20 protein-coding genes are annotated in these 19772 nt (G+C 51.8%); 8 read left to right on the top strand and 12 right to left on the bottom strand.

Going from position 1 to position 19772, the window contains the following annotated elements; all coding sequences use genetic code 11:
- Window positions 1-65: 65 nt before the first annotated feature.
- Both CWE12_RS06885 and CWE12_RS06880 read right to left on the bottom strand, forming a co-directional pair.
- Window positions 66-593 (bottom strand): carboxymuconolactone decarboxylase family protein, encoded by a 528-nt coding sequence (locus CWE12_RS06885; RefSeq protein WP_126788934.1) that lies wholly within the window; start codon window positions 591-593, stop codon window positions 66-68.
- Between the two features lie 104 nt (window positions 594-697).
- A complete protein-coding gene (locus tag CWE12_RS06880) occupies window positions 698-1246 on the bottom strand; it encodes a peroxiredoxin (RefSeq protein ID WP_126788933.1) in 549 nt (182 codons plus the stop codon).
- Window positions 1247-1381: 135 nt separating this feature from the next.
- On the opposite strand from CWE12_RS06880, the gene CWE12_RS06875 reads away from it, so the two are divergent.
- The 3 genes from CWE12_RS06875 to CWE12_RS06865 all read left to right on the top strand — a co-directional run bounded on the left by CWE12_RS06875 (window position 1382) and on the right by CWE12_RS06865 (window position 5620).
- Window positions 1382-2296 carry a hydrogen peroxide-inducible genes activator gene (locus tag CWE12_RS06875; RefSeq protein WP_126788932.1) on the top strand — a complete coding sequence of 305 codons (915 nt, stop codon included), beginning with the start codon at window positions 1382-1384 and terminating at the stop codon, window positions 2294-2296.
- A gap of 102 nt (window positions 2297-2398) precedes the next feature.
- The gene (locus CWE12_RS06870; protein ID WP_126788931.1) at window positions 2399-3529 is read left to right on the top strand and encodes a PQQ-dependent sugar dehydrogenase; all 1131 of its coding nucleotides are present in this window, start codon (window positions 2399-2401) and stop codon (window positions 3527-3529) included.
- Window positions 3530-3547: 18 nt separating this feature from the next.
- A complete protein-coding gene (locus CWE12_RS06865; protein ID WP_126788930.1) occupies window positions 3548-5620 on the top strand; it encodes a TonB-dependent receptor family protein in 2073 nt (690 codons plus the stop codon).
- A gap of 54 nt (window positions 5621-5674) precedes the next feature.
- Here CWE12_RS06865 and CWE12_RS06860 read toward each other — a convergent pair whose 3' ends face one another.
- The 3 genes from CWE12_RS06860 to CWE12_RS06850 are packed head-to-tail and all read right to left on the bottom strand — an operon-like array spanning window position 5675 to window position 9272.
- Window positions 5675-6358: a type 1 glutamine amidotransferase domain-containing protein gene (locus tag CWE12_RS06860; RefSeq protein ID WP_126788929.1), complete on the bottom strand. Its 684-nt coding sequence runs from the start codon at window positions 6356-6358 to the stop codon at window positions 5675-5677.
- Window positions 6359-6418: 60 nt separating this feature from the next.
- Window positions 6419-7780, bottom strand: coding sequence for a sigma-54-dependent transcriptional regulator (locus tag CWE12_RS06855; protein ID WP_126788928.1), 1362 nt, complete (start codon window positions 7778-7780; stop codon window positions 6419-6421).
- Window positions 7770-9272: a sensor histidine kinase gene (locus CWE12_RS06850; RefSeq protein ID WP_241984157.1), complete on the bottom strand. Its 1503-nt coding sequence runs from the start codon at window positions 9270-9272 to the stop codon at window positions 7770-7772. Before CWE12_RS06850 ends, CWE12_RS06855 begins: the two co-directional genes overlap by 11 nt.
- Window positions 9273-9487: 215 nt before the next feature.
- Here CWE12_RS06850 and CWE12_RS06845 point away from each other — a divergent pair, with 215 nt between their 5' ends.
- Complete coding sequence (locus CWE12_RS06845) at window positions 9488-9886, top strand: DUF4168 domain-containing protein (protein ID WP_126788927.1); 399 nt, start codon at window positions 9488-9490, stop codon at window positions 9884-9886.
- 177 nt (window positions 9887-10063) lie between these two features.
- Window positions 10064-11758 (top strand): M28 family metallopeptidase, encoded by a 1695-nt coding sequence (locus tag CWE12_RS06840; protein WP_126788926.1) that lies wholly within the window; start codon window positions 10064-10066, stop codon window positions 11756-11758.
- Window positions 11759-11768: 10 nt separating this feature from the next.
- On the opposite strand, the gene CWE12_RS06835 is transcribed toward CWE12_RS06840, so the two are convergent.
- A complete protein-coding gene (locus tag CWE12_RS06835) occupies window positions 11769-12812 on the bottom strand; it encodes a glycosyltransferase family protein (protein WP_126788925.1) in 1044 nt (347 codons plus the stop codon).
- On the bottom strand, window positions 12812-13339 hold the full coding sequence (locus CWE12_RS06830) for a phosphatase PAP2 family protein (protein ID WP_126788924.1): 528 nt from the start codon (window positions 13337-13339) through the stop codon (window positions 12812-12814). The genes CWE12_RS06835 and CWE12_RS06830 overlap by 1 nt, the downstream gene beginning before the upstream one ends.
- Window positions 13340-13501: 162 nt before the next feature.
- On the opposite strand from CWE12_RS06830, the gene CWE12_RS06825 reads away from it, so the two are divergent.
- From CWE12_RS06825 to CWE12_RS06815, 3 genes are all read left to right on the top strand, one after another.
- On the top strand, window positions 13502-14419 hold the full coding sequence (locus tag CWE12_RS06825; RefSeq protein ID WP_126788923.1) for a L,D-transpeptidase family protein: 918 nt from the start codon (window positions 13502-13504) through the stop codon (window positions 14417-14419).
- Between the two features lie 46 nt (window positions 14420-14465).
- On the top strand, window positions 14466-14753 hold the full coding sequence (locus CWE12_RS06820) for a hypothetical protein (protein WP_157981938.1): 288 nt from the start codon (window positions 14466-14468) through the stop codon (window positions 14751-14753).
- Window positions 14754-14921: 168 nt separating this feature from the next.
- Window positions 14922-15605 carry a response regulator transcription factor gene (locus CWE12_RS06815; protein WP_157981937.1) on the top strand — a complete coding sequence of 228 codons (684 nt, stop codon included), beginning with the start codon at window positions 14922-14924 and terminating at the stop codon, window positions 15603-15605.
- 100 nt (window positions 15606-15705) lie between these two features.
- On the opposite strand, the gene CWE12_RS06810 is transcribed toward CWE12_RS06815, so the two are convergent.
- From CWE12_RS06810 to CWE12_RS06790, 5 genes are all read right to left on the bottom strand, one after another.
- On the bottom strand, window positions 15706-16467 hold the full coding sequence (locus CWE12_RS06810) for a CsgG/HfaB family protein (protein ID WP_126788920.1): 762 nt from the start codon (window positions 16465-16467) through the stop codon (window positions 15706-15708).
- Window position 16468: 1 nt separating this feature from the next.
- Window positions 16469-16867: a curli assembly protein CsgF gene (locus CWE12_RS06805; protein ID WP_126788919.1), complete on the bottom strand. Its 399-nt coding sequence runs from the start codon at window positions 16865-16867 to the stop codon at window positions 16469-16471.
- Between the two features lie 9 nt (window positions 16868-16876).
- Window positions 16877-17293 (bottom strand): curli production assembly/transport protein CsgE, encoded by a 417-nt coding sequence (locus CWE12_RS06800; protein WP_126788918.1) that lies wholly within the window; start codon window positions 17291-17293, stop codon window positions 16877-16879.
- A gap of 10 nt (window positions 17294-17303) precedes the next feature.
- On the bottom strand, window positions 17304-17702 hold the full coding sequence (locus tag CWE12_RS06795) for a curlin (protein WP_126788917.1): 399 nt from the start codon (window positions 17700-17702) through the stop codon (window positions 17304-17306).
- 291 nt (window positions 17703-17993) lie between these two features.
- Window positions 17994-19469 carry a hypothetical protein gene (locus CWE12_RS06790; RefSeq protein ID WP_126788916.1) on the bottom strand — a complete coding sequence of 492 codons (1476 nt, stop codon included), beginning with the start codon at window positions 19467-19469 and terminating at the stop codon, window positions 17994-17996.
- Between the last annotated feature and the right edge of the window lie 303 nt (window positions 19470-19772).

Here is a 19772-nt window from a genome sequence, read left to right as displayed (position 1 = left end):
AACGGTCGTTTGGGGAACTTCCGTTACCGGGAGCAAAGGATGAGTTACTCCCGGGTCTTGCAGGTTCAGGACAGCGCGTACGCAGTTTTCGCTGCATTTAACACTGCAGCCATCTTGGCAGCGCTTTGCACGGCCTGGGCTGATACGCCATGATCCAGCAGTGTCTTCACATGCGAATCAATGCACATGCCACAGCCATTGAGGGCTGACACTGCCAATGAATAAAGTTCGAAATCAACTTTCTCGACACCTGGGTTCGCCATTGCGTTCATGCGCAGGCCGGCAGGCATCTTGGCAAACTGCTTGTCAGATGCCAGGTGTAAAAATCGATAATAGATATTGTTCATCGCCATTAACGAAGCAGCGGTTTTGGCCGCTTCAATCACGTTGGCTTCAACATTGCCTTCGGCTTCAGCTTCAACTGCTTTGATCAGGTTGCTGTCATTCAGCGAATAGGCCAGAGAAAGCGCTGTTCCGTAAAACTGATCCTTGGTCATCCCACTTGCGTCGGGATTGGAAAACAGGTTACCCAGATTCAGCTTGGTATCTTTTGAGTGGCTACCAAGCCCTGATTTGTAGTCTGCAATAGTCATACTTCACTCCAAAATTAGTTGCGTACTGAACAAGGTGGCTTAACAGCCGGGAAATCGCAGCGGTGCCCGGTATTCTGGCACCGCTGACGTACTGGGCGCCTCGGTTACAGAGTATCGCCACCCACCGCACGGTTACATGGGCACAGCTCATCGGTTTGCAAGCCATCGAGGATACGTACGATTTCCTGAGGGTTACGGCCCACGTTGAGGCTGTTCACTGAAACGTGCTGAATCGTGTTGTGCGGATCAACCACGAAGGTCGCACGCAATGCCACGTTCTCTTCTTTGTCACGAACACCAAGACCGTCGACCAGGTCGCCTGAAGTATCAGCAAAAGAGTACTGATTCAGGCCGTTCAGATCCGGGTGCTCACGACGCCATGCCAGCTTCACAAACTCGTTATCTGTGCTGCCGCCAAGAACCACTGCATCACGGTCTGCAAACTCTTCGTTCAGCTTCGCAAATTCAACGATTTCAGTTGGGCATACAAAGGTGAAGTCTTTCGGGTAGAAAAAGATAACTTTCCACTTACCTTCAAAGCTGTCCTGAGTAATAGTCTCAAAAGCGCTTTGGCCATTTTCTTCTGGCATGTTGAATCCAGGCTTCGCTGCAACAACTGAGAAATCTGGTAATTTATCGCCTACTGTTAACATAATTCGTCCTCCAATTAGGATTGCTGTTTGAAATTCACGTTGCACATGATAGGTTTAGCTCTGCATCGACGAAAGCGAATAAAAACTATCACAGTAATCGGTTAAACGAATAAAAGTGGTCAGCGGGAGAACGCCATGAACAAATTGCCAAGTCTTAAGAACCTTAGCTATCTATTGGCATTGCATCAGCATCAGAATTTCAACCGTGCTGCGCAGGCTTGCTACGTCAGCCAGTCCACATTAAGCAGTGGCATTCAAAACCTGGAAGAACAACTTGGCTGTCAGTTGATTGAGCGGGACCATAAATCTTTCCTGTTCACCAGCATGGGCGAAGAAATTGTCGACCTGTCCCGCAATATTCTGACCCAGACCGAAGAATTGATGAATCACGCCCAAAGCCAGGGCAATATTATGGAAGGCCCATTGCGGCTTGGCTGTATTCCAACTATCGGCCCTTTTCTGCTCGGCCCGCTTAGCCGCCGCCTGCACGACGACTTTCCGAAGCTGCAATTGCAGATCCGCGAAGACACCACAGCACACCTGATGCAGCTGTTAAAGAATGGCGAGCTGGATGCACTTATTCTGGCCTTACCGATCGAAACACAGGGCAACCAGTCCTGGGTATTGGGTAAAGATCCGTTCAAGATGGTGCTGCACCCGGATCTGGCCAAAGACGTCGGCGAGCCCGTGGACTACAATAAGCTGCCGGATCAAAGCATTTTCCTGCTCGAGCATGAACACTGTATGACCGGGCATGCGGTCACTGCCTGCCGCTTAGGTAATAGCCGTAAGATCAATCCATTTACCGCATCCAGTCTGCATAGCCTGGTGCAAATGGCCGAAGCGCGCACCGGCGCGACCTTTGTGCCACAAATGGCAATCGACCAGGGGATCCTAAGTAACACTGAACTGGTTGCGCTGACCCCAACAGACGGGGAAGCCTATCGTGAAATAGGTCTGCTATTCAGGCCCACCACGTCACGCCGCCAGACATTCCGAAAAATTGCGGAAACGGTTGCAGACCTATTACCAATATCGACGTTAAGCTAAATAAAACCGTCGATCTGCGGCCACTGAACCTGTAGAAGCAAACACCCGTATAGCACTACTAACACGGATCAGAATACGTCTCATAACAGACTGGAGAGCAACATGAAATTAGTTACCCGTTCACTCGCATTGGCAAGCCTAAGCGCTCTGACGCTGGCCACAGCTCAGGCTGAAACCATTGAAACCCGCTGGGCTGACGTCGACGTCGAAACCGTCGCTGAAGGCCTTAACCACCCATGGGGACTGGCGTTCTTAAATGACGGCCGGATGCTGGTGACAGAGCGTGCAGGAACCATGCGTATTATTGAAGCGGACGGCACGCACGGAGAAGCCATCAGTGGCTTACCTGAAATCAAGGTTATGCGCCAGGGCGGGTTATTCGACGTGAAATTGAGCCCCAATTACAGCAGCGATAGCCTGATTTATTTCTCCTATTCAGAACCTGAAAGCGAAGGCAGTGAAATCACCAGTACTGCGGTTGCCCGTGCTCGCCTCGAAGACAATGCGCTGCATGATCTTGAAGTTATCTTCAGTCAGTATCCAAAAGAAGAAGGCGGTCGTCACTACGGCGGTCGGTTGACATTTAGCGACGATGGCGAGTATCTGTTTATAGGGCTTGGTGACCGCGGACACCGTCAGGATGATGCCCAGACACTGGATAAGCATACCGGTAAGCTGGTTCGAATCCACCCCGATGGTTCGGTGCCGGAGGACAACCCCTATGTCAACGAAGAAGGCGCTCTTGAGGAGATCTGGTCTTACGGCCACCGCAATATCCAGGGCATGGATATCCAACCTTCAACCGGTCATTTGTGGGCTGTCGAGCATGGCCCACAAGGCGGTGACGAACTGAACCGGCCACAATCCGGACACAATTATGGCTGGCCAGTCATAACCCATGGTGAACAGTACGGTGGTGGCGAAGTGGGTATCGGCTTCAAGAAAGACGATATGGAACTGCCGGTTTGGCACTGGACACCATCTATCGCCGTATCGGGCATGGTCTTTTATGACGGAAACCAGTTCCCGGCATGGCAGGGAAATGTACTGGCAACCGGTTTGCGCGGACAACAGGTTGCGCGGCTCGAAATCGATGGTGACCATGTGATCCATCAGGAAACCCTGGAACTTGGCCAACGTATCCGGCAGGTTCAGGTTGGCCCAGAAGGGTATATTTATCTGTTAACGGACAACGCGGATGGAAAAGTACTGCGTTTATCTCCTGCTGAGTAAGCCTGCGGAGTGGTATCTATGAATCAATCAATTTCAAGGCTCGCGATCACCGCGAGCCTTTTTTCATTAGCTTTACCCGGCGTCGCCAGCGACGCGGACGATTCTGCTAGCGCACAAGACGAGCCGATTGAGCGGGTCGTGGTAACAGCAACGCGCACCCGCCAGCCCTGGTTGAACTCCGCTGGTTCTATCGACCGCGTGGAAGTCGATCAGCAACTCCCGGGCATGCGCATCGACATGGCAGAAATCCTGGCCGGCATTCCCGGCGTGCAAACCGATACCCGCTACAATTTCGCGCAGGACACCCGTATCGTGTTGCGCGGGTTCGGCGCCCGGGCCGCCTTTGGTGTGCGCGGTGTGGTCATGCGACTCGACGGTATTCCATTATCGATGCCCGACGGGCAGGCACAAACGTCGAGTATCTTTGTCGATGAACCAGCTCATGTGGAAGTTCTCCGCGGCCCCATTGCCAGCGTCTACGGCAATGCGGCAGGCGGAGTCATCAATCTGCAAAGCACCCAACCCCGGCAGAGCTACCTTGGTGCCTCACTTGCGGTCGGTGAAAACGGCCGTCAACGAACCGCTTTGAATGGCGCTTATGTGCAGGGTCCGTTCTTTTTATCCGGGCATTATGCCGGCTTTCGCACCGACGGCGACCGTTCTCACGGCAAAGTAGAGCGCGACCAGTACGCACTACGCAGCGGTTATCAGTTTGCTAACGGGCTGGAGCTTATTGTCCGTGCCGATGATAACAATGCCCCCTTGTTGCAGGACCCTGGCTCGTTAACCGCTGAACAATGGCGCGAAGATCCGCAGCAAACCTTTGCTGGCGCTACGGTGTTCAACACCCGCAAGCAGATCCGTCATCGTCAGCAGTCTGCCACCTTGCGTCAGACCCTGACCAACGTGGACTGGCAGCTAGCAGCCTGGAATGGACAACGAGAGGTGGAACAATTTCTGCCCTTTCCAGGCTCAGACCTGACCTCGTCGGGTGCCGTAATAGACCTGACCCGTGACTTTTACGGGGTTCATGGTCAGGTCAACTGGCGTCCGGCAGCCTTCAATGACCAGTGGCAGTTGAGTCTGGGAACCGATATTGAACGACAGCAAGACACGCGCCTGGGCTTTGTAAATGAGTTCGGCACCGCGGGTGAACTGCGCCGTGACGAAACCGGCGATGTTGAGAAAACCGATCTCTACGCGCTCAGTCAGTACGCACTTACCGACCAGTTAACCTGGTTACTCGGCGGCCGTGTCTCGGATATGAAGTTTGCGGTCGAGGACCGCTTTATAATTGACGGCATACGTCCGGACGACAGTGGCCAAATCGATTACTCCGAGCACGCTTGGACGACTGGTTTTAACTATCAGCTAACTGACACCTGGTCGGTATTTGCATCGGCTGGCGCGGGATTCGAAACCCCAACACTGACTGAACTAGCGTATCGAAACGATGGCAGTGGCCTCAACCCCGAACTCGGTCCGGCACAGGTGCAGCAGTTTGAGTTTGGTCATAAGTGGCTGACTGAAAAAGGAATGGCTCAGCTCAGTCTGTTTGAAGTGCGTACGGATGATGAAATCGTGGTCGACCAATCGGTCGATGGGCGCACCACGTATCGAAACGCTGCAGAAACTAAACGCCAGGGTGTCGAGCTAAGCGGTACCTATCAGTGGACACCGATTCTTGACCTGCGGGGAGCGGCAACCATTATCAAGGCTCGCTATAAAGGGGGACAGCTAGACGACCAGCGTATCCCCGGGGTTGCAACCAGCAATCTGTATGCTCAGCTCAACCTTTCCCCCTGGCAGGATCAGCGTTTGCGTGCGTCGCTTACCGCACAGTATCGCTCGCGAATTGCCAGCAACGACGGCAATACAGAATTCGCGCCCTCATTCGTGCTTTGGCATAGCGCGGTGGAAGCACGCCAGCAGATCGCTCAATGGCAATTCCGCCAGTGGTTACGGATCGACAACCTGCTTGACCGCAACTACGTGGGTTCTGTGATTGTGAATCAGGGAAGTGGACGTTCGTTCGAGCCCGCTCCAGGCCGTCAGCTGAGTGCCGGGTTTGCAGTCGAACGGCGCTTTTAAGTTAGGTGACCGGTGGTTATTTACTTTAATAACCACCGGTCATATAGGCAAGCGTTAAGGTTCGCCATTCAGAATATGAAGCAGTGCTTTCGCTGCAGGCTCCGATGAGGCTGGGTTCTGCCCGGTAATCAACATGCCGTCCTGGATAACATATGGCTTCCAGTCATCGGTTTTCTCGTAGCGGGCACCTTTACCTTTGAGTTCATCCTCAAGCAAAAATGGCACCACAGAGGTCAACTCAACGGCCTCTTCTTCGCTGTTACTAAAGCCAGTTACAGCGCGCCCTGCGATTAAAGGCTTTCCGGCCAGGCTGGCGTTTAGCAGTACCGCGGGAGCATGGCAAACCGCAGCAACGGCTTTACCTTGCTGCCAGAACTCCTCCAACAGACGAATGGATGTTTTATCCTCTGCCAGATCCCACATTGGTCCGTGCCCTCCGGGATAAAAAACCGCATCAAAGTCATCAGCACGGACCTCGCTCAGCTTCACCGTGTTAGACAGGGTCTCCTGTAGCGCGTCATCTTTGTAAAAACGCTCTGTCGCTGCAGTCTGGGCATCTTCGGTTTCACTGTTTGGGTCGATCGGTGGCCGACCACCTTTTGGCGACGCCAGAGTGATACTGACTCCGGCATCGGCGAACACATAATAGGGCGCAGCAAACTCTTCCGCCCAGAATCCGGTTTTGTTACCTGTATCTCCAAGTTGCTCATGAGACGTCAAAATCATTAATACTTTCATTCCCGTTCCTTATTGATCAACGTAGTTATCACAGCGCTACGTATGCGTTATGACAAACGATCAGTCTTCCAGCCAGCGGTACAGTGTGCGACGGGTAACGCCGAGCACCTCAGCGGCTTTGCGCTTATTACCGCCAGTCTCACGCAGCACATAGCGAACATAGTCGCGTTGTACATCACTTAATGAGCGTAGCTCACGCATGCCGGGCTCGCTATTGCCAGTGTCGTTCTGACTTAAGGTTAACTGGGAAGCCTGCTGCATTCGTTCAGGCAGGTGTTCGGGACGAATTTCGCTGTCCTGACAGAAGGTTACTGCCCGTTCCATCGCGTTTTGCAGCTCTCTTACATTGCCCGGAAAAGGGTAGTCGTAGATTTTCTCCATCGTCTCACGTGACAATGAAGGCGACAGTCCATCATCTTTACTCAGCGCGGCGACGAAATGCTGTGCTAACAACTCACGGTCATCCCCTCGCTCGCGCAACGGAGGTACCTTGAGCGCAAAGGTTTCCAGACGATAAAACAGATCCTGACGGAACTTACCTTCGCTAACCAGAGTTTCCAGGTCACGGTGGGTTGCAGCGATAATACGCACATCGACCAGGGTTTCCTGGTCACTGCCAACAGCGCGAATAGTGCCTTCCTGCAACACTCGGAGCAGCTTCGCCTGCAACTCAAGCGGCATTTCACCAATTTCGTCCAGTAACAAGGTGCCACCATGGGCTTCCTTCAACAAACCGCTGCGTGCCTTCTGGGCACCGGTAAATGCGCCCGCCGCATGGCCAAAGAACTCGCTTTCCATCAGCTCTTTCGGAATGCCTGCACAGTTAACCGCCAGAAACGGGCCTTGCTTTCGCGCACTTTCGGCATGAATAGCTTGCGCCACCAGTTCTTTACCGGTGCCACTTTCGCCAAGCACGAGCACCGCCGAACCAGCATCAGCGACCTGATGAATTTGCTGGTATAAATCACGCATGGTGCGGCTGCGTCCAATCATGCCGTGAAAGTTTTCAGTCTGCTGCTCTCGCATTGCCCGCACCGTATGCTTTAAACGACGGTTTTCCAGCAGGCGTCGTACACAGAGCAGAAAATGCTCCATATCCAGCGGTTTGGTTAGGAAGTCATCCGCACCTTGCTTCAGCGCTTCTACCGCTTGCGCCACCGTACCAAATGCGGTGATCAGTAAAATCGAAGGGGTATCGCTTAGGGTGAGCAGTTTAGGCACCATGGTCATGCCATTGGCACCCGGCAAACGTAAATCGCTCACCACCAGGTCAGGCTGCCATTTTTCAATTAACGGCAGGGCACTTTCCACGCTGTCGCAGGCCTGTACCTGATATTTTTCAGCTTCGAGCTCTTCAACCAGCAGCTCCTGTAGCCCCGGATCGTCTTCCACCACGACTATGCGCTCAGTCTTACTCGCCATCTTTATTCTCCACTGCCTTTATCACGGGCAACGCCCGCGTTGGCAACCAGATTGTTACTTCACATCCACCTGCGCTATGGTTTGCGATAGCAACCCGGCCACCATGCTCAGTTACCACGTTATGAACAATTGCCAACCCTAAACCCGTGCCTTCACCTTGCGTCTTGGTTGAGAAAAAAGGCTCCAGCAACTGTGCCTGGTCCACCCCTTCAGGCAGTCCGGCGCCGTCATCGCGCACCCGGATCTGAACGCCGTCTCCGTCACTGACCGCTGCGACTGAGACCTCGCGCGTCGCCGACTGAGCCGCATTGCGAATAATATTAATCAAAGCCAGCTCAAGTCGTGCTTCGTCAGCTTCAATATGCAGATCATCCGGGACATCGAGTGTAATCTGCAATTCGTCGCTGGTTAACTCATGACGCAGGTTGGCTACACAGTCATTCGCCAGCGGCCGCAGCTGCACCGATTCATAATCCGAGCTGCCAGCCCGGGTATAATTGAGTAATTGCCGAACAATACGGGTTAACCGCGCAACCTGCCCCCGAATAGCCTCCAGCTGCCTTACCTGAGTGGGGTCCTGATTGTCTTTTAACAGCCGGCGGGCACGGCCATCAATCACCGTCAATGGTGCCCCCAGCTCATGGGCGATACCGCCGGCAACGCGACCAATTGCGGCCATCTTTTCCTGGTACTGCAACTGCTGCGCAAGCGCCTCCTCATGAGCCTGTCGCTGCACCAGCTCTCTATCTTTGTTGTCGATGCTATTCAGCATCCGATTAAGCCCCCGCGCCAGCTCCGCCAGTTCCGACGGCCCGGCTTCATCAGCCCGATGAGCACGCTCACCGCGCTCAATCCGGTTCATACTTTGGGTTAACGCATTCACGTGACGACCGACGCCACCATAGTGGCCGAATATCACCACCGCCAAGGTGGCGAAGCAGAGCACCCCCCAGGTCGCCCAGGCGGTTTGCGATAACTGAGTCAGAGAGGCATCAAAATCACTGGCGCGCCGGTTTATCTGAATAAAGCCGTTGGTGCGACCGAGATCGTCAAAGACCGGAATAAAATGCGAGAACAGGAACATCCCCGACACCTGGCGGTAGCGTTCCTGCTGTTCGCCAGTGGTAACGACCTGCTGAGCAACCTGGCTGGTGGTCAGGTCGCGTTCGGTAATACCCGCCGCCGCTACCTGATTGCCATTGACGTCAAACACTGAGGCACCATAGATACGGCCGATATCGAAAACCGACTGCAGCGTCCGGCGCACTGCTTCTTCATCATTTACCGCCAGCGCTTCGCCGATGGGTAAACGAATCGCCCGTCCTATTAGCTCAACGTCATCTTTTAACCGATCGGATTCCAGCGTAGCCATGCGATCAAGGCCGACCGCTATCCCAGCGCCGGCAATAACCAGTAAGGGCAGCACCACGTATAAAAGCAGTGCTCGCTGCAAGCCACTCAGGCGAAGAAATCGAAATACGGACTTTTTCATAGTTGTGTCACTTCTGTCACTGACATATCTGTCACATGTGACAAAAGTATACACTAATACCGTCTATATGGCTCCCTGGTAACCTGCTTGATCATCAGGGTAATTAAAACACCCCTTTAAAAACAGAAGCTTATAAATTATTTTTGGGTTATTACACAACCTGGCATGACCTTCGCTTTATAACCTGTGACAACTTTAAACGAGGAGAACTTATTATGTTTAAACGTACTTTTGCATTATCAGCTATCGCCGCCGCTCTGTTTTCAATGCCAGCCCTGGCTCAGGAACAGCAACAACAGCAGCAGCAACAAGCTCAACAGCAGCAGGCTCAGCAGCAAATGGAAGAAATGGCGAGTGAGCCAGTTACTGATGAGCAACTGGAACAATTCGCTGATGCATTAGATGAGATCGAGCGCATTAACGATGAATTCGTAGCTGAACTGGAAGAAGCGGAAAACCAGGAAGAAGCGCAGGAGCTGCAAATCGCAGCGCAAAGCGAAATGGTTGAAGCAGTAGAAAACAGTGGTCTGTCTGTTGAAGAATACAACGCTATTGCGTATCGCATGCAGAACGACCCTGAAATTCAGGAACGCATCGAAGACCTTCGTTCTTAATAGCTGAACCTAAACAAACCAAAGCGCGGCCAGTCGGTCGCGCTTTTTTTTGCTTCTCCTTATCCTCAATTCTATGCGTGCTACCCCCATTGCCTGTCTGAAGTGGTATAGTTAGTGCGCTAATAATTAACAAGCGTCTGAACGCTGCCGAATTCTACAACCGAGGATATAGTAATCATGTTGCGACATTTAAGCCTACTGGCGGCCGTTGGCACCTTTGCTGTGGCCTGTTCGCCTGCCAATGGTCCGGCTGAGCAGGACTCTCCCGCCGATACGGCCCTTCAACCAATGGTCGACGCCGACGGATATGTCGACTATCGCTTTAATGAAAATTACCGCGAGCATCTGCGCACCTTGTCAGCCGATGAATTCGAAGGCCGCGCCCCTGGCACCAAGGGTGAAGAGCTGACCATCGATTATGTCACCAGCTTATTCGAAGCCAATGGTATCGAGCCATTGAATGACGACTCCTATTTACAGCCGGTTCCCTTAGTACGCATAGCGCCAACCCGGGTTACCAATCTGGCCATCGGTCATGATGGCAGCGACAGCGAATTTAAGTACCGCGATGAGATGATGGTGTGGACTCCACGCGTAGTTGACAGTGTGGCCGTAGAGAACAGTGATCTGGTATTTGTCGGCTACGGGATTGTAGCCCCTGAATTTGACTGGAATGACTACGAAGGTCTTGATGTCGAAGGCAAAACCGTGGTGATGTTTGTCAATGACCCCGGCTACGCCACGCAGGACGACGCATTGTTCACTGGCAATGCGATGACCTATTATGGCCGCTGGACCTACAAGTTCGAAGAAGCTGCCCGTCAGGGTGCTACCGGCGCTATTATTATTCATGAAACCGGCCCGGCCGGGTATGGCTGGGGTGTGATTGCAGGCGGTTCTCCGGTTCGTTTTGATCTGGCGCGCGACAACCGCAATATGGACCGTAGCGAAATCGAAGGCTGGATTACAGCTGAGAGCGCCGAAAAGCTCTTCGCTAACGTCGATATGACACTTGAAGAGGCACATCAACAGGCACTATCCAGTGATTTCGAACCCATGTCACTGAATGCACAGGCTTCAGTCACGGTGGAAAATGAATTTAGCTACATCGACACTCATAACATTGCCGGTTACATTCCGGGGTCTGAACACCCGGAAGAGCATGTTATCTACATGGCCCACTGGGATCATTTAGGCGTCGAGCCAATCAGTGGCGACATCTACAATGGTGCACAGGACAACGCCAGTGGCACAGCTGGTGTTCTGTCGATGGCAGAAGAGTTCGCCAAAGGGGAAGCGCCGGAACGTTCAGTGGTGTTTCTGTTGGTCGGCGCTGAAGAGCGCGGTTTACTTGGCTCTGCCTGGTATGCCTCTAACCCGTTGCTGCCGTTAGAGCAAGCCGTCGCAGGCATCAACATGGATGTGCTCAACGTGTATGGCCCCATGCGTGACTTTGTCGTGGTTGGCTGGGAAAATTCTGATATTCAGGACTACGCTGCACCTTTCGTTGATATGCAAAATCGCCACATGGCGCCGGAAACAAACCCGGAAGCAGGTATCTTTTATCGCTCAGATCATGTCAGCCTGGCCAATAAAGGGGTTCCTGTACTTTATGCAAAGGGTGGCAACGACCACTTTGAGCTTGGCGAAAGCTGGGGTCAGGAGCAGCGCGCTATTTTCAACCGTGAGGCCTATCACAAGCCAGCCGACGAGTACGATCCGGAATGGGATTTACGCGGCACCCATCAGGACCTTTGGATTTACTTTCGGGTCGGCAATCAACTGGCCAACAGCCGCGACTGGCCACAATGGGCAGAGGGTAATGAGTTTGAAGCCCTGCGCCTGGAATCCGAACAACAACGTCAGCAATAAGCCGGGTCGGTCAGGCGGTTTGCCGTTGCAAGCCGCTTTGCTGCCATAGTTGCTGCGATAAGTGTGCCACTGGCGTTTTCGCGCCGGTGGCAATCCATTGTGCTACATGCTGACTCACATCGGGCCACTGCAACCGGGCATGAGATGGGCTCTGGATCCAGCGGTGCACCCGTTCGGGCTCCAGATGCTGACAGACACCAGCCAAGCCTTCATGCTGTAAACAATGCGCATTGGCAACCTGTTCAAACTGCCTCTGCAGCGGCTTTACCAGCAACTTCTTACCACTGGCCAGCGCCTCACTGCTGGTCCCAAAGCCAGCATTGGCGATGATCCCTTCTGCTTTACTGAATGCGTGTCTGAAACCTTCCCGTGAAGGCGCAAAGTACGTCGCGTTAGCGGTCACTCGTGGTGTTGCTTCAGGGTGAAAAACATCAAACTGATACTCTGGTAGCGCCTGCAACAGCACATCAATATCCGCCAGCGGCTCGAACGGTAAATAGACCAGGTAACGTTTCGACTGAGCGCTGCCCAGTTCTCCGACTGGCGCAATTAACGGCGGTAAGGTGGATGAATTGAGCGGACTCCAGTGCGTTCCTAATGCTTCATCACACGGAGCAAACTGGCGGATCATCGCACGCTGCAATGGATTGACCGGCAGTGCATGGTGCCCTTGCCAGAACGCGTACTGGCGGCCCAGCCCAATGCAACGAACCCCCTGCCGTCTGGCGGCCCAGGCGGACACCGGCTCAAAGTCCGTCACCACCAGATCATAGCCACTCAGATCAAGCTCGTGGACGTCCTGCCAAAAGCGCCACCATGGGTTCTGACTTAAAGTATCGCGAATAGAGACGCGCCCTCCGCGGGTGGCAAAACTGAGCCCGGCTCGCCAACTGAAGTCACCTAATGCGTCGACCCCGAACAACTTGGCTCGTTTGCGCCCCGATAGCAGGAAATCAACTTTCAACTCTGGGCAGGACTCAAATGCAGTTGCCATCGCCAGCGCGCGGGTTAAATGGCCATTGCCGGTCCCCTGAACACCATATAGAACTCTCATTATAGTAACTCCATAGTAATCAGTGCCAGATAAGCGAAGCCGCTTCCTAAACCAGCGCCCGCCAGAATGTCAGTTGGGTAGTGCACACCCAGCGCTACGCGGGACAAGCCGATGGTTACAGCCCAGGTAATTAACCAGGGCGCCGCCTGAGGGAAAAAGTGACTGGCAATTATGGCAAACACGAACGCACCCGTAGTATGACCGGATGGGAAACTGAATTTATCGCTGGCCTGGATGACCGCGCAGATCTTTAACCGTTGATAAGGCCGCTGACGGCGCAGAGTGTTTTTCAGTACCACGTAGACCGGTAGTTCCACAGCGAAGGTCAGACAAAGTAACCAGAACATGGTGCTTGCCCCGGGTTGCTCAGTGAGCACTAAACCAGCGCATAACAATGCGTACATCCAGCCGTCACCGCTCATTGAGATGACCCTGGCGAGGACTACTTTGGGCCTGCATTGCCAGGTTCCACTAAACCACCGATAGGACACTTCATCGTAGCGTTGAATATAATCTAACCATTTCATACGCGTCTCCGCTTATGGCGAATTTTTCAGCAGCATACGAAGCCGGTATGACGCTTTCGTAACAAACAGATGACGCTTTGATGACAAAGTTACCTGCCCCTCTTAACCCGTACTCGAAAAGGGGGTATAGTCTGCAACAAAATAAAATTTGAGCAGTTGTAAATGAAAGTTGTTGTTAATATACACAGGGCGGTGTTGCTGCTGTTGCTGATTCAGAGCACAGCGATGGCTCAGACCCAGTTCGACTGGCCAGCGGAAGGCGAGTCGGTGATCGGTGAAGTGCAAACGGTTCGGGTAGCGGATGGCGAAACGCTACTGGATATTGCAGAGCGCCACGGCCTGGGCTATGCCGATATCCGGGATGCTAATTTACATCTGGACCCCTGGCTACCAGAAGTGGGCGCCAGCGTTACCTTACCCACACAATATGTATTACCAGACGTGACCTGGGAAGGGATTGTGATTAATCTGGCTGAATACCGCCTGTATTACTTTCTACCCGATGAAAATACGATTCATACCTTCCCGGTAGGGATTGGCCGGGGAAATACACCCACCCCGCAGGGCGATATGAATATTACGGCCCGCATCCCAAACCCAACCTGGTACCCGCCGGAGTCTATTCGTCAACGCTGGGAAGAACAGGGCCGCGAGATCCGCCGCGTAATTCCGGCAGGCCCAGACAACCCGCTTGGCCCTTATGCGATTAACTTAAGTGCTCAGGGCTACCTCATACACGGGACCAATCAGCGTTTTGGTATCGGGGCACAAACCAGTGCGGGCTGCATCCGCATGAATAACCACGACATCGAGGCACTGGTCTATATGACTGCCATCGGTGTGCCAGTGCGGATTATTGATAAGCCGTTAAAAATCGGTGTCACTCAGGATAAGATGGTGATGGAAGTGCATCGTGAGGTAAATCAAGGTACTGCGCCTGCAAGTTCGACAGATTTAGTCTATACCTTAACCCAAACGCGTGATACTAATTTAGAGCGAGTAGGGCAAATAGACTGGGACAGGGTGGAGCTTGCCTTTACTCGCAAAACAGGTATCCCATTAACAATTTCGTACCAATAAGCAACCTCTGCTTGTAAGCACTATCAGAGCAAAAATGGAGAATAATATGATCAATAAGCCGTTAAAAACTAAAGCCCTCTTGGTACTAGCCAGTGCAGGTATGCTATTTCTGTCTGGCTGTGCGTCACAGGCACAACAAGACGAAGTCACTGACTTGCGTGCCCAGGTTCGCAACGCTGAGCGTTCTGCTGAACAGTGTGAAGCGCGCAGCGCTGAGCTTGAGCAACGTGCTGAAGTAGCCGAGCAGCGTGCTGAGGAACTGCAAAACCGCAGCCGTGAGCTGGAGCGCCGTATGCAGCGGATGGAAGAGCGCATGGGTAGCGCAAAAAATTAATTTTGTTTCCCGCGATACAAGAACACGCTTCCTAAGGCCCCTCCGGGGCCTTTTTCATACCCCCGTATTTCGTATATTTAACGTGCAAATCTCATTCGCCGTGTTAATATAAAAATTGATTTTATAACAAATGGATTGAGATCCATACAAGGGGTTATGAGGGTTGTTATGTCAAAGTATAATAAATTTCTGATTGTATCTAACAGCGCCAAGCCAACCAATATCGCGTTACTCGCCAATTCTATTGATATTGAAACAGAGTCAAAAAGTCGCTCTGAGCTTTTTCATATGGACGTCGACGCTGACGCAATGGTGGCGTATTCGATGGCTGGCAAACAGTTAACTCACAATCATACAGCCAGTGAAGTAAACCTGATTGCGCAGCGGTTCCCTATTTTTGTATTCGACGTTGCCCGTGGCAGTTGTGATCCACAACAAGCATTGGATCTCGGCGTACGAGGGATTATTTACAGCGATGACCAGCTGGACAAACTGTTAACCGCATTTAAAGTATTAAGCGAGGGCCAGCTGTATTATCCACGCTGGCTGCTATCAGAGCTAGTCAACGAAATGCTGACCCGGCGCATTGAACAAACCAACAATAGCGACAGCGCCTTCCCACACACTTCACTGACAAAGCAAGAACTGAATATTGTAAAACTGGTGGCTCAGGGAGCACGCAACAAAGAAGTGGCTTATCAACTGAACATCAGTGCCCATACGGTTAAAACGCACTTGTCGTCCATATTCAGAAAGACTCAGGCACGCAATCGGGTTGAGCTTTTACGCTGGTCTCAACAGTCCAATATTGTTAATTACCATCCGGACTTTTCCATTAAATCCGAAGCCTGACCCAGTCTGTCGCTGGCTCGACTTAAAAAACGCCGCATTTGCGGCGTTTTTTTTCAATTCAGCCCTAACAATGGGCCTTACAAATCCTTTGAGCTCCGTGCTAACTCGCTGAACGCCAGAAGCCGCGTTCTTTACCCCGCTCTATGAGCTCAACCAAGGCCGTTTCCATGGCCCGCTGAACAGAAAGCTGAACGGGTTCATTCATAGAGAAGCCACCTTCAGCTTCCGCCAGTCGGTTCAGCGACACATAACGAAACAGGCCGGCACGCACCTCGGTGGAAAACACCTTTTTAGTGGAGGAAACCGATAGCAAAACCTGGCCTGTATGCACATCAACCGCGCGCAAATAAACCGAGATCTGATCTTCTCGGTACATCTCAGACATCCCTATACCAAAGTATTCCGCACCGATCCCGCCTGATGTGGTATTGGTGTCATAGCTGATAATACCGCCCTCCAGCAGCAGCCGCGCTTCTTTCAACGGTGGCAGGTCCTGACCATTACCCGCTGAATTATATATCTGGCGTTCAGTTAACAGGTTCTGCAGGTTTTCCCGTTCCAGCGGGGCGAACCAGCCTGAGTCCAGCAGCAGTTGCATCATCATCGATGTTCCGCCCTGGGTAACGGCGGTTGAGAAACTTGAGACATTCGCCTGTGGCTTGTATTGGCCAGTCTGGTCGCGAAATGCATAGACAGTGACTGGGATCGGGGTTCCAGGGCGAGGCTGCTCACGCAGATACTCCATCACCGAACTGCGTGCATCTATGGTCGCAGGTTCAATATTGAAATTTTCCGGCTTAGGCACGATAGAGCAGGCAGTCAACGAGAGGCCCGCCAGAGCCATGATAAATACTCTACGCATCTTAACCTCCCCAGCCCGGCATGGTGATAACAGTCACTTCACCACTACTGTTGTTGGTGATATACACCAATACACTGCCGTCAGGCTGGCCGGTCACTTCTACCGTGTATTCGCCTGTATCATAGACCCCTTCAACTAAATCGCCGTCCGCTATGCGGCGGGTTAAGCTATTAATGATGTTTCGTTCCAGCTGCTCCTGAAAACGCTGCACAAACGAACGCTGATTACTTTCGGGGCGGTGTGCATTCTGACTTTGCGCTTTTTGGAGCAGAAACGAGCCGTTCATCGGGTTGCCACCGAAGCTGGGATTGACAGGTTCATAGACCAGTTGCGTGGCACTGGCCTGGGTAGTCACGCCGATAACAGCGAACAAAGCGGTTAGTTTGAAAATTGCTTTCATGGCCGTTCCTTATTGTAATTGTTGTAGGATCGAGTCAGCGACAGCACGAGCTTTCAAATCTGCGACTCTGTCGAGACTGATCAAAATTGCCTGCTCCGCCACTTTCTTTACGTCGCTGTGACGGCGTCCAAAATAGGTTTGAAAAATGGTTTCCTGTTCAATTTCGACCCAGAGACGGGTACCAGCCTGGGGGTATACCTGCTCATGAATAACCACTGTCAGCCCCTCGGTATCGGGAATATCGCGCCAGTAGCTGGTGTAGTAAAAAAAGAAATCTTTACCGAAACGCGTGATGGTTCGGTCCAGCACCAGACCACTTAACTCAATATCAGAGGACTGCGCAGAGGCGGTTCCGGGAATGAGAGCAGGGGCTAAGAGGAATAGGATAAACAGCCACTTAGCCGGTGAACGACGGCCTGTAAACATGCTGCACCTGTTAATACTGAGTCACTGTCATACTGGCTTCGAAGCCAGTTTGCAGAATTTGTATCTGGTTGTAGTGACCAAGTTGCTCCAGCTGAATAGCGTTGTCGAACCCTTCCTGCACAATGTCAGCCGTGTTGTAGCTGCCATTCTGATAGGCCTGAACGTTATTGCCTGAGCCTATCTGGGTTGCATTTACCTGGTTGTCCTGACCGATTTGAGTCAGGTTGAGTTGCTGGTAGCTACCTGACTGAGACAGGATGGCCTGATTGTTACTGCCGTCCTGCACCAGTTGCAGCTGGTTGCCGCTAAGGCCAGAGGAAGCAGCGGCACCGAAGCTGGCCATTTGCTGGCGCTCAAGCAAACTGGCCAGGCCTACTGGTAACTCAGACGATGCTTGTACTGCTGGCAAGAACAAACTTATTACTGCAGCTAAACTTATTGTTGTTTTTAGGAAAGCCATGATTATGTCCCTTAGGTTCCTAGTCGCTAGTGTTAGTACATTAGCCACTCTTAGCCCCTTATCAATCGTATTATCGGGCTAGCGTGGTTCTGATAAAAATCGGGATATTAAATAAAAAACCTTTATTTTCATTGGGTTAATTATTCACCCGTAAGGCCAATAGACGTAATTAGGTAGTCCCTTTCTACTAATTCAGGAATAAAAAAAGCCACCGAAACCGGTGGCTTTTCAGATTCTTTCTTAGTTTGTCTGGCTAACGATAGCTGTATTACCAGTACCAATCTGAGATACCGCCATAGTGCTGCCATTGGACAGTTGCTGGCCCATCACCATGTTCAGCGAACCTTCTTGATAAATATCAACTAAGCCATTGTCACCACCAACTTCAAACGATGAACCAAGACCGCCCATGCCAACGATGATATTGCTGGTACCGTTCTGAGCCAGCGCAATGCTGTTGCCAGAGCCTGTCACCAACAGGTCGATCAGGTTGAGGTCACCAACCTGCGATGCTGCGACATCATTGCCTGAGGCGCCGAGGCCTGCCACGTAGGCTTCGTTCAGGTCACCGTCCTGTTGTACGTCAACCAGGTTGTCATCGCCCTGGAACTCAACCAGTGCGGTGTTGTAATCACCAGTTTGGCTTGATGACAGATCATTGTTCGAACCGTCTGCCGCCACTGCATTGAGGTTGTAGTCGCCGTCAGAACCAACGTAGACCATGTTGCTGTCGCCAATTGCGAAACCATAGGCTTCGTTAAAGTCACCAGCCTGTTCGATGCTGACATTATGGCTGTCGCCATCAGTCTCAAACATGGCGTAGTTGTCGTTGCCGCTTTGGTCGACGTAGATCTGATTGTCATTACCGACTAATCCAGAAGGGCCATCGATAAGGTTGGCGTCGCCTACTTGCTGCGCAAGTACCACATTGTCGTCGCCTTGCAGTGGGTCGAGCAGGAACAGGTTTTCGTTGCCAGACTGGAGGACGTCGATGTAGTTGTTGTCACCTTCAACGTCATAGGCAATGAAGACGTTCTCTTCACCTGACTGGTCAATAAATGCCGTGTTGTTATCACCCACTAAACCAGAAATACCACCGACGTTGAAATCACCAACCTGATAGACATCAACTAAGTTGTCGCTACCCATACCACCCAGAACCGCGGTTTCATTGCCGTTCCCATAGGTTTCGCTATTGAAGTCATTGCTGTCGCCAACCACTTCAAACAGGCTCCAGTTTGAGTCGCCCTGTTGGATAATTGAAGTGTAGTTATCATCCCCAGTCTGGACGATTTCTGAGAAGTTCAGAGAACCAACCTGCTCGGTCATCGCCGTGTTGTAATTACCGTCGACATAGCTGAATGAAATGTTGAAAAAGTCATCCTGGAAAACATCAACGACGTTGTCGTCACCAGTGACATACGAGTAAGCTTCATGCCAGGTATCGAGTTGTTCGATAGTAGTATCGTTGCCATTGCCTTCCTGAGTAGACTCAGCAATTTGCCATTCGCCGGATTGCAGGATAGTCAGGGTGTTTTCATTGCCATCCTGAAGGGCGGCAGCGTCGTGCAAACCTGCCTGCTGGTCGATGGTGGCCAGATTGTCATCGCCAACCTGCTCTAAATATGCTTCCTGAGTGTCCGCTAAAGCGGCACCTGAAAAAGCCATGCTAATTGCAACGGCCAAGACTTTCTTTTTACTTGTTAAGATAGACATAATTGTCTCCCTGTTATTGTATTAGTACTGCTCGATTAAAAGTACTGCTCGATTGAAATCAGAAATTATTGCTGAATGTTTTATTGATTTTTCAATTACCATGCAGTGCCGCGCAGCCATGCTGCGCGACATGAAAATAAAAAAAGAAGTCGAGTTCAATTCACCAGAATCAGAGAAAGTCATTATTTTCTTCTTTTATTATCCCTTGCAAATACGTAGCTAAGGGTAACTTTCAATAGCTATCAATCAATCATCATCTTGGGTCATTTTTATCTAGCCCAAAACTAATACCTTGAAATTGAA

The organism is Aliidiomarina sedimenti (genome assembly GCF_003986955.1).
Lineage (GTDB): Bacteria > Pseudomonadota > Gammaproteobacteria > Enterobacterales > Alteromonadaceae > Aliidiomarina > Aliidiomarina sedimenti.
The sequence above is the reverse complement of the archived record's forward strand: the minus strand, read 5'-3'. Positions and strand labels throughout refer to the sequence as shown.